The 24,144-nt window shown below is 32.1% G+C and carries 25 protein-coding genes, 1 tRNA gene and 1 rRNA gene; 13 read left to right on the forward strand and 14 right to left on the reverse strand.

Translation table 11 applies throughout. From position 1 onward, the window contains the following. Positions 1-33: 33 nt before the first annotated feature. The 5 genes from ACNRYB_RS02070 (at position 34) to ACNRYB_RS02090 (ending at position 4,476) form a co-directional block, all read left to right on the forward strand. Positions 34-1,092 (forward strand): 3-oxoacyl-ACP synthase III family protein, encoded by a 1,059-nt coding sequence (locus tag ACNRYB_RS02070; protein WP_473729097.1) that lies wholly within the window; start codon positions 34-36, stop codon positions 1,090-1,092. Between the two features lie 296 nt (positions 1,093-1,388). Further along, entirely contained in the window at positions 1,389-1,913 is a 525-nt protein-coding gene (locus ACNRYB_RS02075; RefSeq protein WP_473729098.1) for a methyltransferase, read from the forward strand. 124 nt (positions 1,914-2,037) lie between these two features. Further along, entirely contained in the window at positions 2,038-2,886 is an 849-nt protein-coding gene (locus tag ACNRYB_RS02080; protein WP_129747995.1) for a glycosyltransferase family 2 protein, read from the forward strand. Positions 2,887-2,965: 79 nt separating this feature from the next. Further along, positions 2,966-3,712, forward strand: coding sequence for an MlaE family ABC transporter permease (locus tag ACNRYB_RS02085; protein WP_008464210.1), 747 nt, complete (start codon positions 2,966-2,968; stop codon positions 3,710-3,712). Beyond that, positions 3,712-4,476, forward strand: coding sequence for an ABC transporter ATP-binding protein (locus ACNRYB_RS02090; RefSeq protein WP_008464208.1), 765 nt, complete (start codon positions 3,712-3,714; stop codon positions 4,474-4,476). The genes ACNRYB_RS02085 and ACNRYB_RS02090 overlap by 1 nt, the downstream gene beginning before the upstream one ends. A gap of 100 nt (positions 4,477-4,576) precedes the next feature. On the opposite strand, the gene ACNRYB_RS02095 is transcribed toward ACNRYB_RS02090, so the two are convergent. The 5 genes from ACNRYB_RS02095 to ACNRYB_RS02115 form a co-directional block, all read right to left on the reverse strand. Further along, positions 4,577-5,191, reverse strand: coding sequence for a SprT-like domain-containing protein (locus ACNRYB_RS02095; RefSeq protein WP_129747996.1), 615 nt, complete (start codon positions 5,189-5,191; stop codon positions 4,577-4,579). A gap of 5 nt (positions 5,192-5,196) precedes the next feature. After that, the gene (locus tag ACNRYB_RS02100; RefSeq protein WP_129747997.1) at positions 5,197-5,565 is read right to left on the reverse strand and encodes a four helix bundle protein; all 369 of its coding nucleotides are present in this window, start codon (positions 5,563-5,565) and stop codon (positions 5,197-5,199) included. A 27-nt stretch (positions 5,566-5,592) separates the two neighbouring features. Next, on the reverse strand, positions 5,593-6,270 hold the full coding sequence (locus tag ACNRYB_RS02105) for an SDR family NAD(P)-dependent oxidoreductase (protein WP_473729099.1): 678 nt from the start codon (positions 6,268-6,270) through the stop codon (positions 5,593-5,595). A gap of 35 nt (positions 6,271-6,305) precedes the next feature. Next, the gene (locus ACNRYB_RS02110) at positions 6,306-7,283 is read right to left on the reverse strand and encodes a M28 family peptidase (RefSeq protein WP_473729100.1); all 978 of its coding nucleotides are present in this window, start codon (positions 7,281-7,283) and stop codon (positions 6,306-6,308) included. Between the two features lie 131 nt (positions 7,284-7,414). Next, on the reverse strand, positions 7,415-8,557 hold the full coding sequence (locus tag ACNRYB_RS02115; RefSeq protein WP_129748000.1) for an acyl-CoA dehydrogenase: 1,143 nt from the start codon (positions 8,555-8,557) through the stop codon (positions 7,415-7,417). Positions 8,558-9,052: 495 nt separating this feature from the next. On the opposite strand from ACNRYB_RS02115, the gene ACNRYB_RS02120 reads away from it, so the two are divergent. The 4 genes from ACNRYB_RS02120 (at position 9,053) to ACNRYB_RS02135 (ending at position 13,386) form a co-directional block, all read left to right on the forward strand. Further along, on the forward strand, positions 9,053-9,628 hold the full coding sequence (locus tag ACNRYB_RS02120; protein WP_129748001.1) for a chalcone isomerase family protein: 576 nt from the start codon (positions 9,053-9,055) through the stop codon (positions 9,626-9,628). A 142-nt stretch (positions 9,629-9,770) separates the two neighbouring features. Further along, positions 9,771-10,997, forward strand: a complete 1,227-nt coding sequence (locus tag ACNRYB_RS02125; RefSeq protein WP_473729101.1) for a Glu/Leu/Phe/Val dehydrogenase dimerization domain-containing protein — start codon at positions 9,771-9,773, stop codon at positions 10,995-10,997. Between the two features lie 339 nt (positions 10,998-11,336). Then, positions 11,337-12,242, forward strand: a complete 906-nt coding sequence (locus ACNRYB_RS02130; RefSeq protein WP_473729102.1) for an energy transducer TonB — start codon at positions 11,337-11,339, stop codon at positions 12,240-12,242. A gap of 169 nt (positions 12,243-12,411) precedes the next feature. Beyond that, positions 12,412-13,386: an integrase core domain-containing protein gene (locus ACNRYB_RS02135; protein WP_473728256.1), complete on the forward strand. Its 975-nt coding sequence runs from the start codon at positions 12,412-12,414 to the stop codon at positions 13,384-13,386. Positions 13,387-13,539: 153 nt separating this feature from the next. On the opposite strand, the gene ACNRYB_RS02140 is transcribed toward ACNRYB_RS02135, so the two are convergent. Next, on the reverse strand, positions 13,540-13,935 hold the full coding sequence (locus ACNRYB_RS02140) for an ExbD/TolR family protein (protein WP_008464192.1): 396 nt from the start codon (positions 13,933-13,935) through the stop codon (positions 13,540-13,542). 3 nt (positions 13,936-13,938) lie between these two features. Then, positions 13,939-14,634 carry a MotA/TolQ/ExbB proton channel family protein gene (locus ACNRYB_RS02145; RefSeq protein WP_473729103.1) on the reverse strand — a complete coding sequence of 232 codons (696 nt, stop codon included), beginning with the start codon at positions 14,632-14,634 and terminating at the stop codon, positions 13,939-13,941. A 130-nt stretch (positions 14,635-14,764) separates the two neighbouring features. Here ACNRYB_RS02145 and ACNRYB_RS02150 point away from each other — a divergent pair, with 130 nt between their 5' ends. Beyond that, positions 14,765-15,991 (forward strand): bifunctional folylpolyglutamate synthase/dihydrofolate synthase, encoded by a 1,227-nt coding sequence (locus ACNRYB_RS02150; protein ID WP_473729104.1) that lies wholly within the window; start codon positions 14,765-14,767, stop codon positions 15,989-15,991. A 178-nt stretch (positions 15,992-16,169) separates the two neighbouring features. After that, positions 16,170-16,244, forward strand: a tRNA-Val gene (locus ACNRYB_RS02155). Positions 16,245-16,287: 43 nt separating this feature from the next. Here the strand turns inward: ACNRYB_RS02155 and ACNRYB_RS02160 are convergent. After that, positions 16,288-16,902, reverse strand: coding sequence for a hypothetical protein (locus tag ACNRYB_RS02160; RefSeq protein WP_473729105.1), 615 nt, complete (start codon positions 16,900-16,902; stop codon positions 16,288-16,290). 437 nt (positions 16,903-17,339) lie between these two features. Here ACNRYB_RS02160 and ACNRYB_RS02165 point away from each other — a divergent pair, with 437 nt between their 5' ends. Beyond that, on the forward strand, positions 17,340-17,735 hold the full coding sequence (locus ACNRYB_RS02165; RefSeq protein ID WP_263522058.1) for a helix-turn-helix domain-containing protein: 396 nt from the start codon (positions 17,340-17,342) through the stop codon (positions 17,733-17,735). Positions 17,736-17,818: 83 nt separating this feature from the next. Here the strand turns inward: ACNRYB_RS02165 and ACNRYB_RS02170 are convergent, their stop codons facing one another. Beyond that, positions 17,819-18,937 (reverse strand): TlpA disulfide reductase family protein, encoded by a 1,119-nt coding sequence (locus ACNRYB_RS02170; RefSeq protein ID WP_263522057.1) that lies wholly within the window; start codon positions 18,935-18,937, stop codon positions 17,819-17,821. 195 nt (positions 18,938-19,132) lie between these two features. Here ACNRYB_RS02170 and ACNRYB_RS02175 point away from each other — a divergent pair, with 195 nt between their 5' ends. Continuing rightward, entirely contained in the window at positions 19,133-20,263 is a 1,131-nt protein-coding gene (locus ACNRYB_RS02175; protein WP_473729106.1) for a DUF4932 domain-containing protein, read from the forward strand. 94 nt (positions 20,264-20,357) lie between these two features. Here ACNRYB_RS02175 and ACNRYB_RS02180 read toward each other — a convergent pair whose 3' ends face one another. The 5 genes from ACNRYB_RS02180 to rrf form a co-directional block, all read right to left on the reverse strand. Then, complete coding sequence (locus ACNRYB_RS02180) at positions 20,358-20,717, reverse strand: MerR family transcriptional regulator (RefSeq protein ID WP_129749188.1); 360 nt, start codon at positions 20,715-20,717, stop codon at positions 20,358-20,360. A gap of 219 nt (positions 20,718-20,936) precedes the next feature. Beyond that, positions 20,937-21,356, reverse strand: a complete 420-nt coding sequence (locus tag ACNRYB_RS02185) for a hypothetical protein (RefSeq protein ID WP_473729107.1) — start codon at positions 21,354-21,356, stop codon at positions 20,937-20,939. 161 nt (positions 21,357-21,517) lie between these two features. Continuing rightward, positions 21,518-22,612, reverse strand: coding sequence for an acyltransferase family protein (locus ACNRYB_RS02190; protein WP_473729108.1), 1,095 nt, complete (start codon positions 22,610-22,612; stop codon positions 21,518-21,520). Positions 22,613-22,713: 101 nt separating this feature from the next. Next, positions 22,714-23,307, reverse strand: a complete 594-nt coding sequence (locus ACNRYB_RS02195) for a YdeI/OmpD-associated family protein (RefSeq protein WP_473729109.1) — start codon at positions 23,305-23,307, stop codon at positions 22,714-22,716. A gap of 612 nt (positions 23,308-23,919) precedes the next feature. Further along, positions 23,920-24,029 (reverse strand): 5S ribosomal RNA (rrf, locus tag ACNRYB_RS02200). Between the last annotated feature and the right edge of the window lie 115 nt (positions 24,030-24,144).

Consider the following 24,144-nt stretch of genomic DNA (forward strand, 5'->3'; position numbering starts at 1 on the left):
AGCGCTAAATTTATCGGATAATTAAGGGAAATAATGAAAATAAAAATAATTGGTATTGGGAGTTACATTCCTAATTTAGAAGTAAAAAACACAGACTTTGACAAACATATTTTTTTGAATGAAGATGGAACTCCATTTGGCTATCCGAACGAAGTCGTAATTAAAAAATTTAAAGGTATTACTGGAATTGAAAATCGCCGTTATGCCGAACCACAATACACAGCATCTGACCTAGCTTTTTTTGCTGCTCAAAAAGCAATTGCAAATGCAGGAATCGATGCCGAAACTTTAGACTATATTATCATCGCCCATAATTTTGGAGATGTAAAACCAGGAACTACTCAATCTGATATTTTACCGAGTTTAGCAACACGTGTTAAACACAAACTAGGAATTAAAAATCCTAAGTGTGTGGCTTACGATATTATTTTTGGATGTCCAGGATGGATTGAAGGCGTTTTACAAGCGAATGCTTTCATCAAATCTGGAATGGCAAAAAGAGTAATGGTAATTGGTGCCGAAACTTTATCAAGAGTTGTGGACGACCATGATCGTGATTCAATGATTTATTCTGACGGCGCTGGCGCTTCAATTTTAGAAGCCTCAACAGACGAAACAGGATTATTGGCTTACGAAAGTGCCACTTACGCAACTGATGAAGCTAATTATCTTTTCTTTGGAAAATCATACAATAAAGATTTAGATCCAGATACGAAATACATTAAAATGTACGGACGTAAAATTTACGAATTTGCTTTAAGCAATGTTCCGTGCGCAATGAAAAGCTGTTTAGATAAAAGCGGAATTGCAATAGATGAAGTTAAAAAAATCCTTATTCATCAAGCAAACGAAAAAATGGACGAAGCGATCATCGAACGTTTCTACAAATTATACGACAAAACAGCTCCTAAAGATATCATGCCAATGAGTATTCACGATTTAGGAAACAGCAGTGTTGCAACTGTTCCTACTTTATACGATTTAATTCTTCAAGGAAAAGTTGAAGGCCACGAAATCAACAAAGGTGACGTTCTTATTTTTGCTTCGGTTGGAGCAGGAATGAACATTAATGCTTTTGTTTATAGATATTAAAATTTAAAGTCGAGTGAAATAATCTCGCAAAGACGCGAAGTCGCGAAGTTTTTTTTAACCATATAAGTAATATAAGACATATTAAGTTTTCTCTTAATTGAACTTAGATTACTTATATGGTTTATTTTTTTATCAAAACTTTGCGACTCCGCTCCCGATAGTTATCGGGATTGCGAGAAATCCATTTTAAAACTTAGCACCTCAACTGAATACTAAAAACTGAACACTGAATACTTTTTTAGTATATTTGCGACCTAATTAACAATTCATGAACGAGAGATTCGTTCGCAATGACTATGTACGAAAAAACGTTTCCGAATAAAAGATTCAAACTTACTTTAGAGTTTTTAAAAAAACACGTTAGCACATCTGAAACCATTTTTGATTTTGGCGTACCAAATCCATTTTCTAAAATAATGGAAGAAAACGGTTATACTGTAAAAAACACTAAAGGAGAAGATTTAGACAACGATCATACTGCTTTACAAACAGAAGAATATACTGTTTTTACAGCATTTGAAATTTTCGAACATTTACTAAATCCTTACACGATTTTACAGAATGTAAAATGTGACAAATTATTAATTTCAATTCCGTTGCGTTTATGGTTCTCGCCAGCATATCGTTCTAAAACCGATATGTGGGACAGACATTACCACGAATTTGAAGATTGGCAATTGGACTGGCTTTTAGAAAAAACGGGATGGAAAATTACAGACCGCTTACAATTTACACATCCAGTAAAAAAACTTGGAATCAGACCGTTATTAAGATATTTCACTCCGAGATATTATATTGTTGTTGCGGAAAAGATTAAATAAATTCCAAATTTTAAATTCCAAATTCCAATTTTAACCATATCGTTAAGATTGGAATTTGGAATTTTAGAAGATTGGGATTTATTCTCAAGGTTTGGAATTTGGAATTTAAAAATTGGAATTTAAAATGAAATATTACATCGTCATTCCTGCGCACAATGAGCAAGACTTAATTGGCTTGACTTTACAATCTTTGATTACACAAACCGTTTTGCCTTCAAAGGTTGTAGTCGTAAATGACAATTCAACTGATAAAACAGAAGAAGTTGTTTTAGGATTTGCAAAAGAAAATCCATACATTTCTGTTGTAAACAAAACTTCAGATGCGATTCATTTGCCAGGAAGCAAAGTAATTCAGGCATTTCAAAAAGGTTTTGAAACTCTGGATTCTGATTACGATATTATTGTAAAAATAGATGGCGATTTAATTTTTCCTCCAAACTACTTTGAAACCATAATCAAACATTTCGAATCTGATCCAAAAATCGGAATGGTTGGCGGATTTTGTTATATTGATAAAAACGGCGAATGGGTTTTAGAAAATCTAACCGATAAAGATCATATTCGAGGAGCTTTAAAAGCGTATCGCAAAGAAACTTTTCAGCAAATTGGCGGTTTAAAACCAGCGATGGGTTGGGATACTGTAGATGAATTACTTTGCAAATATTACGATTGGAAAATAGTTACAGACCAATCTTTACATGTAAAACATCTAAAACCGACTGGTGCAAATTACAACAAAACAGCTCGTTATAAACAAGGCGAAGCTTTTTATACTTTAGGTTATGGTTTTTGGATTACGGCAATTGCTTCGGCAAAACTGGCGATGATGAAGAAAAAACCATTTCTATTTTTAGATTACATTAAAGGATTTATGAAAGCTAAAAGCGCCAAAACTCCTTTACTTGTAACTCCTGAACAAGCTACGTTTATTAGAAATTATCGTTTAAAAAAAATGAAAGAAAAGTTAATTTGAGCAGTAAAACACTCGAAAAAACTGAACTCATAACCCAAAACTCATAACTTCTTTTTACCTTAGCCAATATTTAAAACTTATGATGCTAATTCGTTATTTATCCCAAATAGGAAAATATTTTTTAATGCTGAAAGAAATTTTCAATAAACAGACCAAATGGTCGGTTATGAAAAATTTAATTTTCAAAGAAATAGACGATTTGATTATTGATTCACTTGGAATTGTATGCTTTATTTCTTTCTTCATTGGAGGAGTTGTTGCTATCCAAACGGCATTAAACTTAACTAATCCTTTGATTCCAAAATATCTAATTGGTTTTGCAACGCGTCAATCTGTAGTTTTGGAGTTTGCTCCTACTTTTATTTCGGTAATTATGGCTGGAAAAATGGGATCTTACATTACTTCAAGTATCGGAACAATGCGTGTAACAGAACAAATTGATGCTTTAGAAGTTATGGGAGTTAACTCAGTAAACTACCTTGTTTTTCCTAAAATTATAGCTTTATTAATGTACCCTTTTGTAATCGGGATTAGTATGTTTTTAGGAATTTTTGGAGGATGGCTTGCTTGCGCTTACGGAGGATTTTCAACGGGCGCAGATTTTATTATGGGAGCACAGAAAGATTTCATACCCTTTCATATTACGTATGCCTTTATCAAGACTTTAATCTTTGCTATGTTATTGGCAACAATTCCGTCTTTTCATGGTTATTATATGAAGGGTGGTGCATTAGAAGTTGGTAAAGCAAGTACAACATCGTTTGTATGGACATCGGTTACTATTATCCTTCTAAATTATATATTAACTCAATTATTATTAGGATAATGATAGAAGTAAAAAATATAGAAAAATCATTTGGTGACAGCAAAGTTTTAAAAGGCGTTTCGACGGTCTTTGAAACTGGAAAAACCAATTTGATTATTGGACAAAGTGGATCTGGAAAAACAGTTTTATTAAAAACGTTGTTAGGAATTCACACGCCAGACTCAGGAACAATTGAATTTGACGGAAGAGTTTATTCTGACTTAGATAAAGATGAAAAACGTGACTTGAGAACTGAAATCGGAATGGTATTTCAAGGTTCTGCATTATTTGACTCTATGACTGTTGAAGAAAATGTGGCTTTTCCATTAAAAATGTTTACCAATAATAGCAAAGGACAAATCAAAGAACGTGTTGATTTTGTTTTAGAAAGAGTAAATCTGGTAGACGCTCATAAAAAATTACCTTCTGAAATTTCTGGAGGTATGCAGAAACGTGTGGCAATTGCGCGAGCTATTGTAAACAATCCCAAATATTTATTTTGCGATGAGCCAAACTCAGGTTTAGATCCAAATACTTCGATTTTGATTGATAACTTGATTCAGGAAATCACAAAAGAGTACAATATCACTACCGTAATCAACACGCACGATATGAACTCTGTAATGGAAATCGGTGAAAATATCGTTTTCTTAAAAAAAGGATTAAAAGCTTGGCAGGGAACTAAAGAAGAAATCTTTAGAACCGATAATGAAGCAATCGTCAAATTCGTTTATTCTTCAAACTTATTTAAGAAAGTACGTGAAGCTTATTTGAAAGGATTATAGTCTTTTAAATTCCAATATTTTAAAATCCCAAATTCCAATGGTAGTAAACTTGGAATTTGGGATTTTTTTATTGATTTTTCCAATTATTGGAATTTGAAATTTATGTATTGGAATTTTTTAAAGTAATTAATTCAACCTCCGCATTTGGATTAAAAAGATAGGTTTTTCCTGAGCTGATTTCTAAACACTCAAAACGTTTTGTGCGAACAGCTATTTTCTTAAAAACTTTACCATTTTTGATTCTAAAAATACTCCCATAGGGAATTTCAAAAACATAGTTCTTGTCATTCTCTTTGTCATATTGCTTTAAAGCCAAAGAAAGAGTTGTATCTGTATCACTACTTGCTGAAGGATTTTTGAAATGCCTCGCCAACAAAGGTAAAATATGTCCTGGAAATATTTCTGGCCGAATAAAAGGAACCATCAATCTTTGAAAAGTAAATTTCCATTCATTACCATGCGGTTTTATATTTCTTCCAAACCTTTCAAAAGCAACCAAATGTGCAATTTCATGAATTAAAGTGATTAAAAACCTGTATTTATTCAAACTAGCATTAACCGTAATTTCATGCTTTCCACTCGGACCGCGTCTATAATCTCCATGACGCGTCTGGCGTTCGTTTACAATTTTCAAATGAACCTGATTGGCCACTATCAAATCGAAAACGGGTTTTACCGCATGTTCTGGAATATATTTAGCTAAAGTTTCGCTCAAGGTAATTATGAATTATGAGTTTTGAGTTTTTTCTTTGACGTTATGATTATACTTTTTATGATCTTTAGCACTTCCTCACATTGCTTATGAATTGATTCAAATTCAGCATTAGAAATATAATTTGTTGCAATTAATATTTCTAACCAATACATTGACTCATCACATTCTTTTTGAGAAATTGACAGTTTATGAATAAAATCAGGTTTGCTTTGTGCATTTACAGCTTCACGAACATTTGCACCAACAGAGGTAACAGAACGTAAAAATTGTTTACTCATTATAAATTCTTTCCTTTCCGCAACTAGCCATTTATAAAAATTAACTCCTCTTACAGCTAACTCAAAACTTTTAGTTTTCACAATACTCTCACTCATAATTCATAACTCATAATTTATAATTAACTAAGGGTTTGTTGAAGAGACTTCTAAAACTTTTCCGTTAAAATACTTATTTCCGTTAAGCGTAAAATCATAAATATAAGTTGCCATTCCTTCTGCTGAAATTGGCGCTTGATAACCAGGGAAAGCTTCGTTTAGCATTTCGGTTTGAACAGAGCCAAGAGCCAAAACGTTAAAAGAAATTCCTTTTTCTTTATATTCTTCTGCTAGCAATTCAGTTAAAGTTATTACTGCTCCTTTACTAGAACTGTAAGCCGCTAATCCTGCAAATTTCAAACTTCCGCGAACTCCGCCAATAGAACTAATCGTAACAACATGGCTTCCTTTTTCTAAATACGGAATACAGATACGAGTTAAATTCGCCACTGCAAAAACATTCACTTTATAAATACTTTCAAAATCTGCTTGAGTAGTTTCTGTAAAAGGCTTTAAAAGTAAGGCTCCTGCATTATGAACTACTGCATCTACTTTTTTCCAAGTTGAAGAAAGGAAATTTTCAACTTGATCTAAAGCAGTTTCATCTGCCAAATCAACAGATAGACAAGTTATGTTTTTATTTTCTAAAAGTGCTTGCGGTATTTTTCTGGAAATGGCCAAAACTTGATGGCCGGCTTCAGCAAATTTCAAGGCTAATTCATAACCAATTCCTCTGCTTGTTCCTGTAACGATAATATTTTTCATGGAGCAAAAATAATCAAATGCTGTAAAACAGCCTCTTATTTATTCATGGTTATTTCTTGCGTAGGCGAAACCGCAATTTTGGTAACGGCTGGCAATAACTCTTGTGTGAATCTAGTTATATGAGGAATGTCCATTACTTTAAATTCATCTGAAACATGGTGATAAAAATCAAAATTTTCAAAATCAAAAGTACTTAAAGATTGACATGGTTTGCCAAAAGCTTGAAAGAATGAATAATTATCAGAACGGTAGAACAATTGATATTCTGCTTCTTTTGGCAAAAAGCCGATAGTGTTTTTCCCAGTGTATTCATTTATTTTTTGCGCCATATTAGATTTATCGAAACCAGTAATATAAGCTAGGTAATCTCTTTTCATCGGAACACCAATCATTTCAATATTTAATTGGGTATAAAGATTAAAATTCTGTTTTTTCAATTTCTGAACTAAACTTTTAGATCCTAATAATCCTTTTTCTTCGCCAGCAAAAAACGCAATTAAAATGCTTCTCTTATTCGATTTTGTTTCGCTAAAATATTTTGCCATTGCCGCTACAGAAGTCACCCCCGAAGCATCGTCATTTGCACCATTATTTATTTTATCGGCCTGATCTTTTTTCTCAATACCAATATGATCGTAATGCGCACTCAATACCACAAACTCTTTTTTAAGTTCAGGATCAGTTCCTTCAATAACACCAACAATATTAAAAGCTACCGGTTCAAAATTTGTTAACGTATCTCTATAGGTTTTAAAATAAGGTTTGATTTTATTTTTCTTCAAAAAATCTTCCAAGAAAACCGCAGCTTTTTCAATTCCTTTTGTTCCGGTTTCACGACCTTCTAATTCATCAGAAGAAAGGTATTTAAGAAAATCTGAGATTTCATTTTCTTTTACTTTATAGCTGATTTCTATTGGCTTTGAATCTGTTTTTACTTCATTTTCCTTCGTTGTTGAAGTTCCCGATTTACAGGCTAAAAAAATAACTGGAAGCAAAAAGTATAGCTTTCTCATGGTTTTCTGTTTTTATTGATGATTGATAATAAAATTTATTGGACTATAAACTTATGAAAAGTAATAGAATATTCATAAAAAAACCCTTTCAACTAAAAGCCGAAAGGGTTTAAAAAAAATTCTAAGATTATTTATCCAGCAATAACCGCTCTAGAAATTACGATTTTTTGAATTTCAGAAGTTCCTTCGTAAATCTGAGTGATTTTTGCATCGCGCATTAAACGCTCTACATGATATTCTTTTACATATCCGTTACCTCCATGAATCTGAACAGCCTCAACCGTTGTATCCATTGCAACTTGCGAAGCAAAAAGTTTAGCCATTGCACCGCTTACGTCATAACTCTTATGCTGATCTTTATCCCAAGCTGCTTTCATACATAAATGACGCGCAGCTTCGATATTAACTGCCATATCTGCCAATTTAAAAGCAATTGCTTGGTGGTTGCAGATTTCAGTTCCAAAAGCTTTACGCTCTTTAGAATATTTTAGAGCCAACTCATAAGCTCCAGAAGCAATTCCTAAAGCTTGAGATGCAATACCAATTCTACCTCCAGCAAGAGTTTTCATCGCAAATTTAAATCCGAAACCATCCTCACCGATTCTGTTTTCTTTTGGAACTTTCACATCAGAAAACATTAAAGAATGCGTATCAGAACCGCGGATTCCCATTTTTTGCTCTTTCGGGCCAATTGAGAAACCTGGCATATCTTTAGTCATAATCAAAGCATTAATTCCTTTGTGCTTTAATTCTGGATGAGTTTGTGCAATTACCAAATATACAGATGCAGTATTTCCGTTTGTAATCCAGTTTTTTGTACCATTAACTAAATAATGATCTCCCATATCAATCGCTGTCGTTTTTTGCGAAGTTGCATCACTTCCAGCTTCAGGTTCGCTTAAGCAAAATGCACCGTGAATTTCTCCAGAAGCTAAACCTGGTAAGTATTTTTGTTTTTGCTCTTCAGTTCCATATTCTTGCAATCCCCAGCAAACCAATGAATTGTTTACCGACATTACAACAGAAGCAGAAGCATCAACTTTAGAAATTTCCTCCATTGCAATCACATAAGAAATAGCGTCAAGGCCACTTCCTCCGTATTTAGGATCAACCATCATTCCCATAAATCCAAGCTCACCCATTTTTTTGATTTGCTCACTTGGAAAAATTTGTTTTTCGTCACGTTCAATAACTCCCGGCAATAATTCATTTTGAGCAAAATCTCTTGCTGCCTGCTGAATCATTAAATGTTCTTCGGTAAGATTAAAATCCATAGTAGTTTACTTTAAATGTTTTTCTCAACCAGATTTCAAAACAGATTTCTATAGTTGATGATTTTTTTATGTTTTTTGTGTTTTTTCGATGCCTTATTATTTTGTGCAAAGGCTTCCAAAGATAATTTTTTAATGTTTAAATTACAATGCGCGCATATAAAATTAATAGATCAGCAAAGATTACGATAACGTTTTCGTTATTATTTATATTTTTTTTCAAAAGAGCATCAATTTGACAACAATTTCTCTAAAATTTTTAATTGAAAAATTGGTTCAGAAAGAGTATTTAATTCTAAAAAAAGCCATTTTTAATCAGTCAGAAAATTAAACAATTCTTAAAATCAGTAAAACTACGTAAACCTACTCTTACTAAATTGATTGCTAATGCAATACAAAAATTAAACATGAAAATTTTAGTAAAAAAACATTTTCAATGTGACCTAAATATTGATAAATTACTATTATTTTTGCCCTAAAAATAAAAAATTGATGAATATGAAAAAGATTTTACTTTTACTGACAATCCTTCTAAGCTTGCAATTTTCTACTGTTTCAGCACAAACTCAAATCGATGTTAATGGCGTTACAGTTCCTAGAAAAATAGAATTTCTAGGCAAGTCATTACAATTAAACGGAGCAGGCGGAAGATCAAAAATGTGGTTAGAAGTTTATGTTCAGGCATTGTATTTATCTCAATTAACTCAAGATCCACAATTCATTATTGACAGTGACACAGAAATGGCTGTGAGAATCGAAATCACTTCTTCTATGGTTTCTTCTAGCAAATTAACAAAAGCAATGAATACAGGTTTTGAAAAATCTGCTGGTGCAAATTTGGAACAATTGCGCCCTAGAATTGAGCAATTAAAGAGCTTTTTAAGCGATGCCATTACAGAAAAAGATGTTTTCATTTTAGCGTACAATCCGTTAGATCAAAATGTTTACGTGAGTAAAAATGAAGTTTTAAAAGGAAAAATTCCTGGATTCGATTTCAAAAAAGCATTATTCGGAATCTGGCTTTCTGACAAACCAGTAGACGAAACTTTGAAAAAACACTTATTAGGACAATAAATCTTAATTTTTTAAATATTCCAAAAGCCGAAAACCAAATAGTTTTCGGCTTTTCTTTTTTGTTTTATAAATTTGATGCAAAATACATTATTCGCATTATTCTATTTTATACATTTACGCAAAATAAACATATCACAACAAAATGAAAGATTTATTACAACAATTTGAAAACAAAGCACCTGAAATTGTTTTCAATTGGAAAGATTCAGAAACAGAAGCCGAAGGGTGGACTGTTATTAATTCACTTCGCGGAGGAGCTGCTGGTGGAGGAACAAGAATGAGAAAAGGCTTAGACATGAATGAAGTTTTGTCTTTAGCAAAAACAATGGAAGTTAAATTCTCTGTTTCTGGTCCTGCAATTGGTGGCGCTAAATCTGGAATAAATTTTGATCCGAACGATCCTCGCAAAAAAGGTGTTTTACAGCGTTGGTACAAAGCGGTTTCTCCTTTATTGAAAAGCTACTACGGAACTGGAGGAGACTTGAATGTTGATGAGATTCACGAAGTAATTCCAATGACAGAAGAATGTGGTGTTTGGCATCCGCAAGAAGGAGTTTTCAACGGACATTTTAAACCTACAGAAGCTGATAAAATTAATAGAATCGGGCAATTGCGTCAAGGTGTAATTAAGGTTATCGAGAACCCAAAATTCTCACCAGACGTAACTAGAAAATATACAGTTGCTGATATGATTACTGGTTTTGGTGTTGCCGAAGCAGTTCGTCATTTTTATGCAACTTATGGTGGAGACATTAAAGATAAAAAAGCAATTGTGCAAGGTTTCGGAAACGTAGGCTCTGCAGCGGCTTTCTATTTAGCTGAAATGGGAGCAAAAGTTATCGGAATTATTGACCGCGATGGCGGATTAATAAAAGAAGAAGGTTTTTCCTTTGAAGAAATCAGAACTTTGTTTTTAAACAAAGACGGAAACAAATTAGTTGCCGACAATATGATTCCGTTTGAGGAAATCAATTCTAAAATCTGGACAATTGGCGCTGAGATTTTCACGCCTTGCGCCGCTTCAAGATTGGTAACTCAAGCTCAAATTGACAGTTTAGTTGCAAACAGATTGGAAGTTATTTCATGTGGAGCAAATGTTCCTTTTGCTGACAAAGAAATTTTCTTTGGTTCTATTATGGAAGAAGTAGACAGCAAAGTAAGTTTGATTCCTGACTTTATTTCAAACTGCGGAATGGCAAGAGTTTTTGCTTACTTCATGGAGAAAAAAGTTCAAATGACAGACGAGGCAATTTTTAATGACACTTCAGAAACTATTAAAAATGCGATCGTTAAAGCGCATGCTTTGAGTTCGTCTAAAACAAATATCAGTGCAACTGCTTTTGAGATTGCATTGAAACAGTTAGTGTAATATATTTTATACTTTAATATATAACGAGCCAGATTTTTATTTGGCTCGTTTTTTTTGTACCCATAGATTTTAACTTAAAGCACGCTAAGATATTTTACAATATCTAAATATTAAGTTCGCAAAGCTGTGTCTATATAAACTTTGTGAACTTTTATCTAAAGATTTCTCAAATTAAACAGATAAAAACTTTGCGTTTCTTTGCGTAAGCCTTTGTGAACTTTGCGTTATAATTAATTTCTAAAAACACTTAATGCGCGATTAAATTCTCCTTTCATTCTAAACAATTTTTACTACTTTTAAACGTTTTTAAAATAATACATTTCAAAATTTAGAATCTAAATGAGTTCGTCTATTTCTTCAGATCAAAAGAAATCATTGCTATTCACAACAGCTATTTATGCAATAATAATTCTATTGCTGTTTTTTATACGTTTCTGGCCTCCATACAATCCAGAGAATAACGTAGCTCTTGCTGATGGTGGCGGAGGTGGCGGTGGCGTAACCATAAATTTTGGAGACAGCGATTTAGGTTCTGGCGCTAATTATAAAAGCGAAGTTCTGGATGTAAAAAACAATGTAAAACAAGCTCCTGCAAAAGCAACTCCAGAAGAAGAATCGATAATTACACAGGAAAACACAACTGCCGATAATGATGTTGTAATTCCGACCAAAGAAAAACCAAAGAAACCTGTTCCAGTAGAAAAACCGATACAAAAACCTGTACCGGAGAAACCAAAAGTTTCTAATTCGACAAACGATGCATTAGCAAGCATTATAAAGGGTTCGAACAAAGGTGGTGACGGAGACGATAAAGCAGCAGGAAATAAAGGAAAATCTAACGGAAGTTTAAACTCTAGCGGTTACTACGGAAGTGGTGGTTCTGGCGGAGGAACTGGTGGCGGTAACGGAACCGGAAATGGCATTGGAACCGGAAGCGGTTACGGAGCAGGAACTGGTGGCGGTTCTGGCGGCGGAACTGGATATTCTTTAGGAAACAGAAAAGCATTATCTAAACCGGCACCAAAATATACTTGTAATGAAGAAGGTAAAGTTGTCGTTGAAGTTAGCGTGGATCAGAACGGAAAAACGATAAGCGCAACAGCTGGAATTAAAGGAACAACAAATACTGCGAAATGTTTACTAGATCAAGCAAGGATTGCCGCAATGAATACCAAATGGGAATCTGATAGTGATGCTCCTGCTAAACAAGTTGGAAAAATTATTTATAATTTTAGTTTGGATTAAAAACACGAATTACACAGATTTAAACTGTTATCATAGAAAAAGGCTTTCAGAAATCTGAAAGCCTTTTTTATTGAGTTTTATTTCGACATACTCACTTCGCCTCGTTTGTCATTTCTGTAAAGGTTAGATAATTCGGTAACAAAATTTAACTTTAATAAATTTTGTTAAGATGAGAAATAATAGTCAAGATTCGACTTTAGAGCGAAACTATTTAGAGAAGTATCGTTTTTTAATAAAAGAATATGAACAGGTAAAAAACAAAACACATCCATTGTATAAAAAGGCAATGGATTTTTATGCAGCAAATGACACGTGCAGAAAAAGTTTTTTAAAATATTATAACCGCTATAAGCAAAGTGGCAAGGCTTTAGATTTATTGCCTCAAAAGCGGGGTCCAAAATATAAAACCAGACGTCCTTTGCCTTTTATAGAGCAAAAAGTAATTGAATTAAGAGAAAAAGGAAACAACAGATATGAAATTGTTAGTATCTTAAATCCCAAATTAGGAAAACATACACCATCATATTCTGGAGTTTACAATATTTTAAAACGACATAAAATAAATAGATTAACTCCGAAGATTAAAAAGAATCATCAGAAAATAATCAAAGAAAGAATGGGACAGCTGGGTCATATTGATTGTCATTATTTAAGTAAAAGCATAATTCGCGGAGAAAACAAAAAACTCTATTTAGTCTGTGTAATTGATGATTACAGCCGGATTGCCTGGGCAGAATTGGTTCCTGACATTACCAGTTTAACTGTAATGTTTGCGTCATTAAAATGCTTAAACATCCTAAGCAGCCATTATGAAATAAAATTTGAAGAGATATTATCTGATAATGGCGCTGAATTTGGAATAAAAACAAGTAAAGTAAAGCACCAGCATCCTTTTGAAAGAATGCTGATGGAACTTGGAATCATACACAGATATACAAGACCTTACCGTCCGCAGACAAATGGCAAAGTAGAAAGATTTTGGAGAACTCTGGAAGAGGATTTATTGAGAGATACAGATTTTGATTCTCAAGAAGAACTAAAAGAAGAATTGCTGCAATATTTATATTATTACAATCATGAAAGACCACATCAGGGAATTGATGGAAAAAAGCCAATCGAAATGATAAATCCGTTACCGAAATAAGTAACTTTTACAATTTCGACGAAGGAGAAATCTTCGCGAGAAGCTCTACAAAGATTGGATATTCATTACGGAGTTACTTGTTGAGATTTCCTTCGTCGAAATGACAAGATTGTGGCACATTCCTTATTGTGATTGCTTCGTTCCTCGCAATGACTACTTCGGACTTGTGGCAATTACAAACTTCAAATTGTTCTTCACTCCTATCTGTAAAACATCTACTAAGTCTTGAACTTGCAGATTAAACGGAATTCGAACTACAACAGTTTGCTCTTTATCTGTTCCTATTTTAGACATTAAACTCGTTTCCAAGTTTTCAAAATCTACTTCTTGTTTGTCGATATAGAACTTTTTATCTTCGGTAACCGATAAACTAATTAGCTGTTTATTGGTCTTTTCATTCGCTTTAGCTTTTGGCAATGTCATCTTAATCACATTCGGATTTGCCAGTGTTGAGATAATTAAGAAAAACAACAGCAGGAAAAACATGATATCGCTCAAAGATGAAGTCGCAACTTCGGCGTGAAATCTTCTTTTTCTTTTAATAGACATGGCTTATGCTCTTTGAATTATATTGACAAATTCTAAAATCTGTTTCTGAATTTTTAAAGCAAAATTATCAATCTTTCCGTTCAATAAGTGGTAAGCGCTATAAGCAATAATCCCCACAATTAATCCAGAACCAGAACTGATCATTTTCTCGTATAAACCTCCAGAAATATTTCCGATACTAATATTTTCGGTAACCGAAATGCTGTAGAAAATTTTGATAACCCCAGAAATTGTTCCGATGAAACCTAGCGTTGGCGCTATACCAGCAATAAGTCCAAGATGGCCCAAATGTCTTTCCATTTCCCCAATTTCGATATCGGCAGCGCGGTCCATGTTGGCTTCAATCTCAGCGATTGGTCTTCCAATTACTAGAACACCTTCTTTCAAGATATTCCCAGCTGCAGTATTGTTTCTTTCTACAATCGTTCTTGCCAATTCAATATTTCCAGAATGTAATTTTTCGCCAATATCTTGCATTAATCTGCTGTCAATTCTTGAAGCACGGCTAATGTACATATAACGTTCAAAAATCAAGTAAATAGTGTAAAACAATAAAATCGCAATCGGAATTAAGAACACTCCCCCTTTCATAATGAAACCAAACATTGAAATTTCATTTTGCGGTGCTGCGATCTTTTCGACCACTACATTTGAAGCATTTGCGATTGTATCTGTTTGTAACTGAATAAAAGTAAACATATATTAATTCTGGTTTTTAATAATTAATTCTAAAAAATATTTGAAATTTGCAATAAAGATAATTTTCGCTGTAATATTAAACTACAAAAATCGAAATTTATTTCAATCAACAACCATTTTATCTAAACAAATGAACTATCAAGAGACTACCAATTGGATGTTTAATCAGCTTCCAATGTACCAATTGCAAGGTGCTTCTGCGTATAAAGAAGATTTAACGAATATCAAATTATTGGCAGCTCATCTTGGCAATCCGCAGAACGAGCTGAAATGCATTCACGTAGCGGGAACAAACGGAAAAGGTTCTACTTCGCACATGCTTTCTTCAGTTCTTCAAGAAGCTGGTTACAAAGTGGGTTTGTATACTTCTCCGCACTTAAAAGATTTTAGAGAAAGAATTAAAATCAATGGAAAAGAAATCTCAGAAGAGTTTGTTATTGATTTTGTAGCAAAACATAAATCCTTTTTTGAAGCTAATGATATGAGTTTCTTCGAAATGTCGGTTGGTTTGGCTTTTGATTATTTTGCCGCAGAAAAAGTAGATATTGCGCTTATCGAAGTTGGTTTGGGCGGAAGATTGGATGCTACCAATATTATTACGCCTTTGGTTTCGGTAATTACCAATATTGGTTTTGATCACACACAATTTTTAGGAAATACTCTGGAAGCCATTGCAGGCGAAAAAGCGGGAATTATAAAACCGAATGTTCCTGTTGTTATTGGCGAATATACCGATGAAACAAAACCTGTATTTTTGGCTAAAGCCGAAGAAAACAACTCGCCGATTTATTTTGCTTCAGATTTAATTGATCAGATTTATTTGTCTGATTTGATTGGAGATTATCAGTTTCATAATAAAAAAACGGTTCAGCAGACGATTTCGATTTTGAATAATGAAACCGATTTTAAAATTTCGACCGAACAACTAAAAGAAGGCTTACTGAATGTTGTAAAAAATACAGGTTTGCAAGGCAGATGGCAACAATTGGGAGAAGACCCGAAAATTATTTGTGACACAGCACACAACAAACACGGATTATCGGTTGTAATGAATCAGCTGAAAAACGAGAAATACGAAAAACTGCATATAGTTTTGGGTGTTGTAAATGACAAAGATCTGGATTCTATTTTACCGCTTTTCCCAAAAGATGCACAATATTATTTCTGCCATCCAAATTCGTCGCGAGCTTTGCCGGCTGAAACTTTAAAAAATGCAGCCGAAAGTTTCAGTTTAATAGGAGGAAAATACGATTCTGTTGAAATCGCTTTCGCGGAAGCAAAGAAAAATGCCTCAGAAAATGATTTTATTTACGTTGGCGGAAGCACTTTTGTTGTTGCCGAATTGCCTTTGAACTAAAATATACTTTTGATGTAGAAAAAACTTCAAAAAAATCATTTTAATAACAAATTCATAAACAAGGAGATATAAACTATTTTTAAAAAAGTTTTATTTTTTATTCGAATTTCTTTGCAGAACTCAAAAACTAGCGTATATTTGCACTCGCAATCACAAACGATAGCAACCTAGTAAAATAGGGCGATTAGCTCAGCTGGTTCAGAGCACCTCGTTTACACCGAGGGGGTCGGGGGTTCGAACCCCTCATCGCCCACAAAGAAACTCCTTAAGAAATTAAGGAGTTTTTTTTGCTTATTTTATTTCCAGAATTCCCACCATTTTTTTTCGCCTATTTCCTCTCTAGAAATATTCTCTGTGTCTTTCATGTTATTCTGTTGAAAATTTCTATTGTTCGAAACAAAATTTATTTTTCTGTCTGTAAATAAAGCAGAAGAATAATCATTAACAAAATCCTGAATTTTAACATCAAAAGAATTGAAATTCATTCGTACATTTTTAAGTGTTTCTTCTTGTCTTTTTTCAACTTTGGCTAGCAATAACAAAATAGTCAATGCATAAGGTTGCTCATCACAAGTTTTATAGGCGAATCTTTCCAGATAATCTAATGCATCATCATTGAAACCACCACAATATGACTGAATTAAATCAATTATGGCTTTATCCTTTGAGTTTTTAATTAATAAATTATTCTCGTAAAAATAAATATCAATTAAATCGATGTAATTATTAACAATCAGTTGCTTCTCCTTATCTATTTCAATCAATTTGATATAAGCTTTGCCAAATCCGTCTTTTAAATATAAATCGGAAATTTCATCTACTATTTTATATGTTTCAGTAGCTTTTAATTTATTTTCAGTTTCATTTAACTCTCCTAAAATTTTCAAAAACCCTTCGTGATGCTCATTCATCTTTCTTCTTTTTAATATTTTAATATAAAAAGTAAATCTAACTAATTTATTTTTACGAGCATAATAAACAACAGATCTTCAAAAAGAGGAATTATTCTATTGAAATTTTCTTCAAATCCTGTAAAAAATGGTTTGCAAACAGGCTCGTAAAAGTTATTTTTAAGTTTAATTCAACACAATCTTGTCATTTTGAGGAACGAGAAATCACACTCGGAAATCGACACAGATTGGCGAAATACTTTACGGAATTTTTAGTGTGATTTCTCGTCCCTCGAAATGACAAATCTTTGTCTAAAATCAAGACTGAGAACAGAATTCAAAATCCTTACCATAAAAATCGTATTTTTGTTTACCGCTCCCCAAGAAAATCTGTAACATACATTTAAAATCTGTTTTTTACAGTTCTGGTTTATTCACTTAATTATTATCTTTGAATTATGAGCACACTATCAAGACCAAAACACATCGGAAGAAATATTAGCCGTATTCGTGAACTTCGCGATATGAAACAAGAAGCATTGGCACAAGCTTTAGGCACTAGTCAACAAACGGTTTCTGCTATTGAAAACAGTGAAACTATAGACGACACAAGACTAGCTGAAGTTGCAGAAGCGCTTGGCGTTACACCTGAAGGCATTAAGAATTATAGTGATGAAACTATTTTAAGTATTATCAATAATACATTTAATAGCCATGACACTTCAACAATAAATGGAATCAATGTTCAACCTACTTTTAATCCACTTGATAAAATTGTAGAACTTTATGAGCGTTTAGTACAAGCAGAAAAAGACAAAGTTGAATATCTCGAAAAAATAGTAAAAGGAAAATAACCTTTTTAAAGCATAAAAAAACTCCATTATTCCTAATGGAGTTTTTTTATGCTTTAGAACCCTTCATAAATAGCCACTGAAAATTATCTATTAATAATTTCCTGGATTTTTTCACCAAGCTCTTCAGAATAACCATCGAATTTTTCAACTAGTTTCCCATCTGGCGCAAAAAGATAAAATGTTGGAGTCCCAAAGACTTTGTATTTTGCATAAGTTTCGCTAAATCTTCCTTGTTGATCCCACACAACGTTGGAATCTTTTGAATGTTTTTTAACCAATCCTTCAAAATCTTTTCTTTTTTTGTCTACATAAAAAGTGACAATATCCAGTTTGTTTGAATTGTTGTTTTTCAATTCATCAAGTTTCGGAATTGCCTTTAAACACCAACTACAGTAAAGCGTTGAAAAATCAAGTAAAATATATTTTCCATTAAAATAGCCTGAGAACTTTACCGCTTTTTCAGTTTGATCTACTCCCGAAAAATCATAAAATTTATCTTCAATTTTTAAGTCTGGATATTTCACATGACTTTCAATGGTTTTAAAATAAATAGAATTTCTTAATTCAGGTTTTACTTTATCCAATAAATCCTTAACTTCATTCAATGGAATTTCTGTTTTATAAGAATTAAGCAAGCTTAATCCATAAAATGAATTAATATGATTTCGAATGAATTCATTTTGAATATAATCTAGTTCCTTATCAATTTTTATAATTATTCCATACGGCTCTTTTCGGGACCAATATGCATTTTGCAAGCTATCATTCCATTTTTTCTGATCTCTAAGTAAAAACATATTCTTTACCAATTGATCTCTTTCTATCATTAGTCTCTTTTCCTTCTGATCAAACAAGTAGCGTTCTTTATCAAATTTAGCTCCTTGAAGCTGTACATCATATGGAAAATCTTGAATTTTTGCGTTTATTACAACATCTTCATTGCCAATAAAAAAAGACAAATTCTTTGTTTCATCTCCTTTTCCAACATATAAATAAACTATAGAAGGAGCATCGTCTAAAAAACCTTTCAATTGAAACTTTTTATTTTTCAAGTAACAACTATCAATAATTATCCCTTGTTTTTCAATTTGCACAATAGTATTTTCTTTAAATCCTTCTAAAACACCTGATACTTTAAAACCTTTTTGAGCATTAATTGTAATAAAAAACATCAACAATAGAAGCGTAACAAATTTATTCATAGATTTTTATATTTTTTTTCAATGTGCTATAAATAGAACATGCATTTTTAACAGAAGTAAATTCAGAATTCCAAATCGAATTTATAAAAAAACAGTATAAATCAAAGTTGCATTCGAGGTATTTTTGCAAGAAATTTACACTTCCAAAAAATTATTATTAAGCCAAAGTAATTCAAATTGAAATTAATTAATTCTATGAAAACAAAAATTTTATCCGCCTTCGCTTTAATATTATCATTTGCTGCATTTGCACAATCAGAAAAAGTAAATTTTTCTGAAGAATTCAAAAAAGAGAATCAAGGAAAATCGACAGTTGAAATTAATGAAGTAAAAGAACTTCTTACGATCATGTTAGCAATTACCGATTTTGGATTAGGAAACGATGATATGTTTGAACAAAAAGGAGATTATTACCAACGCGTTTTGAAACAATTCAAGTCTTATAAAGATGAACCAATTATCAAGACAATGGATTCTCTTTTAACAAAGAATCCGCTTAATTATATCTTCTTTACAGGAAACGCTCAAACTTACTTTTTAAAAAATGAGATTTTAATTCCAAACCCTAATTATATTTTACCAGCAAATAAGGTTGCAAACGTAAAAATTGAAGTAAATCCGATTACGACTTACAAAAAAGAAATTGAAGCTTTTGCTAAAAAAACTAATTTCAATGAATTCTACAAATCTGAAAAACCTTTTTATGACAAAATCATTTCAGATTACAAACAGTATTCAAATCTTCAGAAACAATGGAATTGGCTAGAAAAGAATTTTGACACAAAGATCAACAGTTACATTGTATATACTTCTGCATTAATAAATGGCCTTAATTATACTGGCGGCTACGAAAACAATAATTTTCATCTTATTGAAATGGTTTTACCAACGATTCAAAAAGAAAAAGACCGATCTGAAAAAAACAACGAAGCTTTTAACACAAGAAGTATGTTTACAGAAATTGATCACAATTATGTAGAAAAACCGAGTGTAAAATTTAAATCGGAAATTAATACTGCCTTGAAAGACCGCGAAAAATGGGTTAATACCAAAGCATACGGAACAGAATATTATCCGGACGGCTATAAAGTATTTAATGAATACATGACTTACGGTGTTTTTATTTTATATGCCGAGGAAATTTACAAAGGCGATACAAAATTACTTCAAGAAATCAATAACGAAGTAAACGCCATAATGATTGAGCGAGGATTTATAAAGATGAAAGAATTCAATGAAGAATTGAAAAATCTTAGAAATAAAAACAAAAAAAAGAAAATCGATCTAATATATCCTGAACTAATCAAATGGTGTAGTTTACAATAAATTGCAAAGCATTTACATAAAAAAAACTCCATTAGAAATAATGGAGTTTTTTTTTATAGTCAAATTTTAAAACTAATTAATTGATAATAATTTATCAATCATTACTTTTTATTTTTTCACATACTTTTTCGAGAAGGCTCTTGGTCTTTTTGAAATATCTCATTTTATCGTCAATCTCTTTTATCTTGGCTTGAAAAAGCTCAAGCGTTTCTGGTTTCGAATCAGTACTTTCAAACCAACTGATTAATATTTTCTTTATTTCTGCTAAAGTAAAACCAACTTCCCTTGCTTCTATAATGATTTCTAAACGTTCAATAGTATTAGCATCGTAATGTTTATAATTATTAGATGTCACATTTTCATTAGTCAATCCTTTAATCATTCCTAAATTCTCATAATATCTAATAGTATGAATTGACAACCCCGTTTTTTTTGATAATTCGTTTACAAGCATATCATTTATTTTTTTAACAAAACAATAAAGCATAGAGCATAGTCTGTACTTTTAGGTTTCAAATATACTATTTTTTTGTTTTTAAAACGCAAGAAATGAGACAAAAACATTTTTACAACAAGACACATTACACAATGTTTTTACTCTTTTTGTAAATTTTATTATCAAAAGTCTATTTCTCATTATTAAGATTGAATACTTATTTATATTTAAGAAGCACTAGTTAATTTTACACATTCCATAGGCAGTTTCAATTTCCTCGTCTGCAATTGTTACAGCAATGATAGCGCAACTACCATCAACAAATACTATTCTGGAATTAACACCACCTCTTGCATTTACAGCTAAAGCAATATCGTCTCCCTTCGTTTTAGTTGTATCTAATTTTAAATTATATTCACAGTCATTTATCCATGTTAAAATGTAATAGCCTTTTTCCTCAAAAACTTTTCCGGTTTTCATATCGAATGTTTCTTCAGTTTGAAAATTTTCGAATCGCTCATAAATATATTTCTGCTGATTTAATTCATCTATTAATTCAAATTTACCCGTTCTAAAATCTTGGCAATTTAGTTTTTGTGAGTAAATATTAATTGTGCTTAGTAATAGCAGTAAAGTTGTAATTATTGGAAATTTCATAGTTTATTTGGTTTTAATAGTTTTAACGAATGGAAAATCGAGATCAAGTTAAGCTAATTTCTGATTAAATACTCATTAGAAGATCATAACTCAAAACAAAAAATAATAAAAAACTCCATTAGAAGTAATGGAGTTTTTTATTATGATTAGGCTAAAGATTTTTATTTCGCCAGTCTTTCTTTTCTTTTAGCATTTAAATAATTCCTTAACGGAATATCATAAACAACCATTACTAAATAAGCGAATCCGACCAACAAAACAACTGAAGTTATTACAATTAAAGTCAATTGTGTTGTATTTGGTTTATAATTGGTATAATAATTTCCAAACATCCATAAAACGGCATAATGCGTCATGTATAATGGATAGGATATTTTTCCTGAAAAAATACAAGCTTTTTTCAATCCAGGTTTTAAGATAGCGCCTGCTCCTAAAGAAATTAATAATGGAAAATAAAGTAAAACAACTAACGGTTCTGAAATCCAATTCCATTCTGAAAACGGCATAACAAAAGCTAATAGCAATAAAAAGGTTAATCCACCAAAACCAAGTTTGTTTTTAATAATCCAACTAGATCTATAAATAAGTAAGCCAGCTAAAAAAGAATATGAAATTCTAGCGCATCCATCCCAAAAAGTCGGGCCACTCCAACCTCCTAATAAATTGCCAGAATTATATCCTACGTAACAAATAGCCACCGCAGATAATATCGTTAATAGCAATAAAAAGCTTCTTCTAATTTTATAAAGTACAAAAGCATAAACTATATTGGCTATGTATTCCCAGAAAAGCGACCAAGCCGGTGCATTAAAACTAAACAAATTAAATCCGCGATCAGCAATAACTGGAAACGGAATAAGAAAAATTGAACAGATAAATGTTAAAATAATTTTCCCAGTACTGTACAATTCTAAATAACCTCCAAAAGGATCAAATAAAAAAGCCAATAAACCAAGTATTGAACCCGCAACAACTAACGGATGAAGTCTGACAATTCTAGCAATAAAAAAATTGCGAAGTCCCATTTTTACAATGCGGTCATCATAAGCATACCCAATTACGAAACCTGAGAGACAGAAGAAAAAATCGACAGCTAAAAATCCGTGTCCGATAAAATTTTTACTTGGATCACTAAAAATCCATTCCATAAAATGAAACACAACTACTGCAAAAGCAGCGACGCCTCTTAATCCGTCTAAAATTTCAAAATGCTGTTTTGTTTCAAGAATTGTTGTAGTTGACTGGCTTGTATTCATTAGATTGTAATAAACTTATAATTTAGGTGATTTGGTAACGTTGCAAGTTCTACAAATTAATATTCAAATCAAAATCAGATTTATTCAAAACTACTAACTATTTAATCATTCAATCCCCTTCCAGCTAAAATTCGTGAAATATTTTTTTCCACTCTCGCTTCTCTAGTTTTGGATTGTTTAGGTTGTGAAAAATGAAGCAAATATGCTCGTTGTCTTCCAGGAGATAAAGCATAAAAAGCTTTTTTAAAATTAGCATCAGAATTAAATTTATTCTGAAGTTCTTCAGCAATTTCAAAATCAGAGACTTTTTTCAGTTCTACTTTTCGTCCTGATTTCTCAATTTCAGCAGCTTCAAAAATATACTTTTTTAAAATTTCTTTTTTCGCCAAAATGTCTTCAACATTAGTAAATCGAATTTGACGAGCCGCCTGCACATTATCTGACTGTTGAATCAAAATATTATTTGGATCTCTCATTAAAGCACCTTTGAAAAACAAAAAAGCGCAATATTCTTTAAAATAATGGATTAATACAATATTTGCTTTTTCGAAAGTATAACAAGGAGATCCCCATTTCAATTCTTCAGACAAATGACAATCTAAAACAATTTTTCTCATTTCTTTAATTTCAGCTTTCCATTTCTCAGCCTTTTCAAAATAAAAATCAACTTTAGAGTTTGTGCTATATTTTGTCATAATGGATTAGTTTAATAAGTATATAAATTTAGCATTTTATATATTTAAAATTCAAACCCCTTTAATAATTACTCTTTTCTTCGCAAGTTTGAAAATTTTCAAATGATGCATTCTGTTCAAAAACTACCCATTGAGGTCATAAATTAAAAAACTTCTTTTAGTGGCAAGCCCCTGTATCTACATCTAATTCTTGAAAACTATATAATTTGAATTAGTTCTGTCATTTAATTTCATTTTCATCATAAATCAAATTTAAACCAAAATTAAATATAAAAACTAAACTCAATTGAGAAACCACTAATTTTAGCTTATTAAAATAGTTTTAAAGAGCTTATTAATAAAAAACTGGAATAATACTGACAAATTAAAATTAATGCAATTAAAACACAAAAAACGACTACAAGAATAAATAGTTTTATTGGTTTGGCGTTTCCCTTCGGGCCGTGCTGTCCGCTGTATCTTTTGCGGGAGAAGGGTACGGTAAAAAAGAAGTTTTGAGTGTCCCGCAAAAGGATGCCGCTTCCATCACTAACGCGGCTGGCCGAAACAGTTTTTTTTCCAAAACCAATAAAAACAGAAAACCCCGTTTCTAACGAAACGGGGTTTTCAAAAGAAAGGCGACGACATACTCTCCCACATGACTGCAGTACCATCTGCGCAGGCGGGCTTAACTTCTCTGTTCGGGATGGGAAGAGGTGAGCCCCGCCGCAATAACCACCTTAAGGCTATTCGCTGCAAGCAGCTTCCGACTGTTATTTATCAATTGTGAATTGTTAATGATCAATCAGACAATATTTTAACATACTGGGATAAAGAAACAAATAAGCTTTTCTAGTT

It is taken from the genome of Flavobacterium sp. CR10, from assembly GCF_055814415.1.

Bases quoted from the DNA above. Each gene is read 5' to 3' on its own strand.
- ACNRYB_RS02085 (WP_008464210.1), top strand. From the start codon at position 2,966: ATGATGCTAATTCGTTATTTATCCCAAATAGGAAAATATTTTTTAATG.
- ACNRYB_RS02170 (WP_263522057.1), bottom strand. From the start codon at position 18,937: ATGAATAAATTTGTTACGCTTCTATTGTTGATGTTTTTTATTACAATT.
- ACNRYB_RS02165 (WP_263522058.1), top strand. From the start codon at position 17,340: ATGAGCACACTATCAAGACCAAAACACATCGGAAGAAATATTAGCCGT.
- ACNRYB_RS02080 (WP_129747995.1), top strand. From the start codon at position 2,038: ATGAAATATTACATCGTCATTCCTGCGCACAATGAGCAAGACTTAATT.
- ACNRYB_RS02110 (WP_473729100.1), bottom strand. From the start codon at position 7,283: ATGAGAAAGCTATACTTTTTGCTTCCAGTTATTTTTTTAGCCTGTAAA.
- ACNRYB_RS02115 (WP_129748000.1), bottom strand. From the start codon at position 8,557: ATGGATTTTAATCTTACCGAAGAACATTTAATGATTCAGCAGGCAGCA.
- ACNRYB_RS02120 (WP_129748001.1), top strand. From the start codon at position 9,053: ATGAAAAAGATTTTACTTTTACTGACAATCCTTCTAAGCTTGCAATTT.
- ACNRYB_RS02140 (WP_008464192.1), bottom strand. From the start codon at position 13,935: ATGTCTATTAAAAGAAAAAGAAGATTTCACGCCGAAGTTGCGACTTCA.
- ACNRYB_RS02150 (WP_473729104.1), top strand. From the start codon at position 14,765: ATGAACTATCAAGAGACTACCAATTGGATGTTTAATCAGCTTCCAATG.
- ACNRYB_RS02190 (WP_473729108.1), bottom strand. From the start codon at position 22,612: ATGAATACAAGCCAGTCAACTACAACAATTCTTGAAACAAAACAGCAT.
- ACNRYB_RS02180 (WP_129749188.1), bottom strand. From the start codon at position 20,717: ATGCTTGTAAACGAATTATCAAAAAAAACGGGGTTGTCAATTCATACT.
- ACNRYB_RS02185 (WP_473729107.1), bottom strand. From the start codon at position 21,356: ATGAAATTTCCAATAATTACAACTTTACTGCTATTACTAAGCACAATT.
- ACNRYB_RS02105 (WP_473729099.1), bottom strand. From the start codon at position 6,270: ATGAAAAATATTATCGTTACAGGAACAAGCAGAGGAATTGGTTATGAA.
- ACNRYB_RS02100 (WP_129747997.1), bottom strand. From the start codon at position 5,565: ATGAGTGAGAGTATTGTGAAAACTAAAAGTTTTGAGTTAGCTGTAAGA.
- ACNRYB_RS02195 (WP_473729109.1), bottom strand. From the start codon at position 23,307: ATGACAAAATATAGCACAAACTCTAAAGTTGATTTTTATTTTGAAAAG.
- ACNRYB_RS02175 (WP_473729106.1), top strand. From the start codon at position 19,133: ATGAAAACAAAAATTTTATCCGCCTTCGCTTTAATATTATCATTTGCT.
- ACNRYB_RS02130 (WP_473729102.1), top strand. From the start codon at position 11,337: ATGAGTTCGTCTATTTCTTCAGATCAAAAGAAATCATTGCTATTCACA.
- ACNRYB_RS02145 (WP_473729103.1), bottom strand. From the start codon at position 14,634: ATGTTTACTTTTATTCAGTTACAAACAGATACAATCGCAAATGCTTCA.
- ACNRYB_RS02090 (WP_008464208.1), top strand. From the start codon at position 3,712: ATGATAGAAGTAAAAAATATAGAAAAATCATTTGGTGACAGCAAAGTT.
- ACNRYB_RS02070 (WP_473729097.1), top strand. From the start codon at position 34: ATGAAAATAAAAATAATTGGTATTGGGAGTTACATTCCTAATTTAGAA.
- ACNRYB_RS02160 (WP_473729105.1), bottom strand. From the start codon at position 16,902: ATGAATGAGCATCACGAAGGGTTTTTGAAAATTTTAGGAGAGTTAAAT.
- ACNRYB_RS02125 (WP_473729101.1), top strand. From the start codon at position 9,771: ATGAAAGATTTATTACAACAATTTGAAAACAAAGCACCTGAAATTGTT.
- ACNRYB_RS02135 (WP_473728256.1), top strand. From the start codon at position 12,412: ATGAGAAATAATAGTCAAGATTCGACTTTAGAGCGAAACTATTTAGAG.
- ACNRYB_RS02075 (WP_473729098.1), top strand. From the start codon at position 1,389: ATGTACGAAAAAACGTTTCCGAATAAAAGATTCAAACTTACTTTAGAG.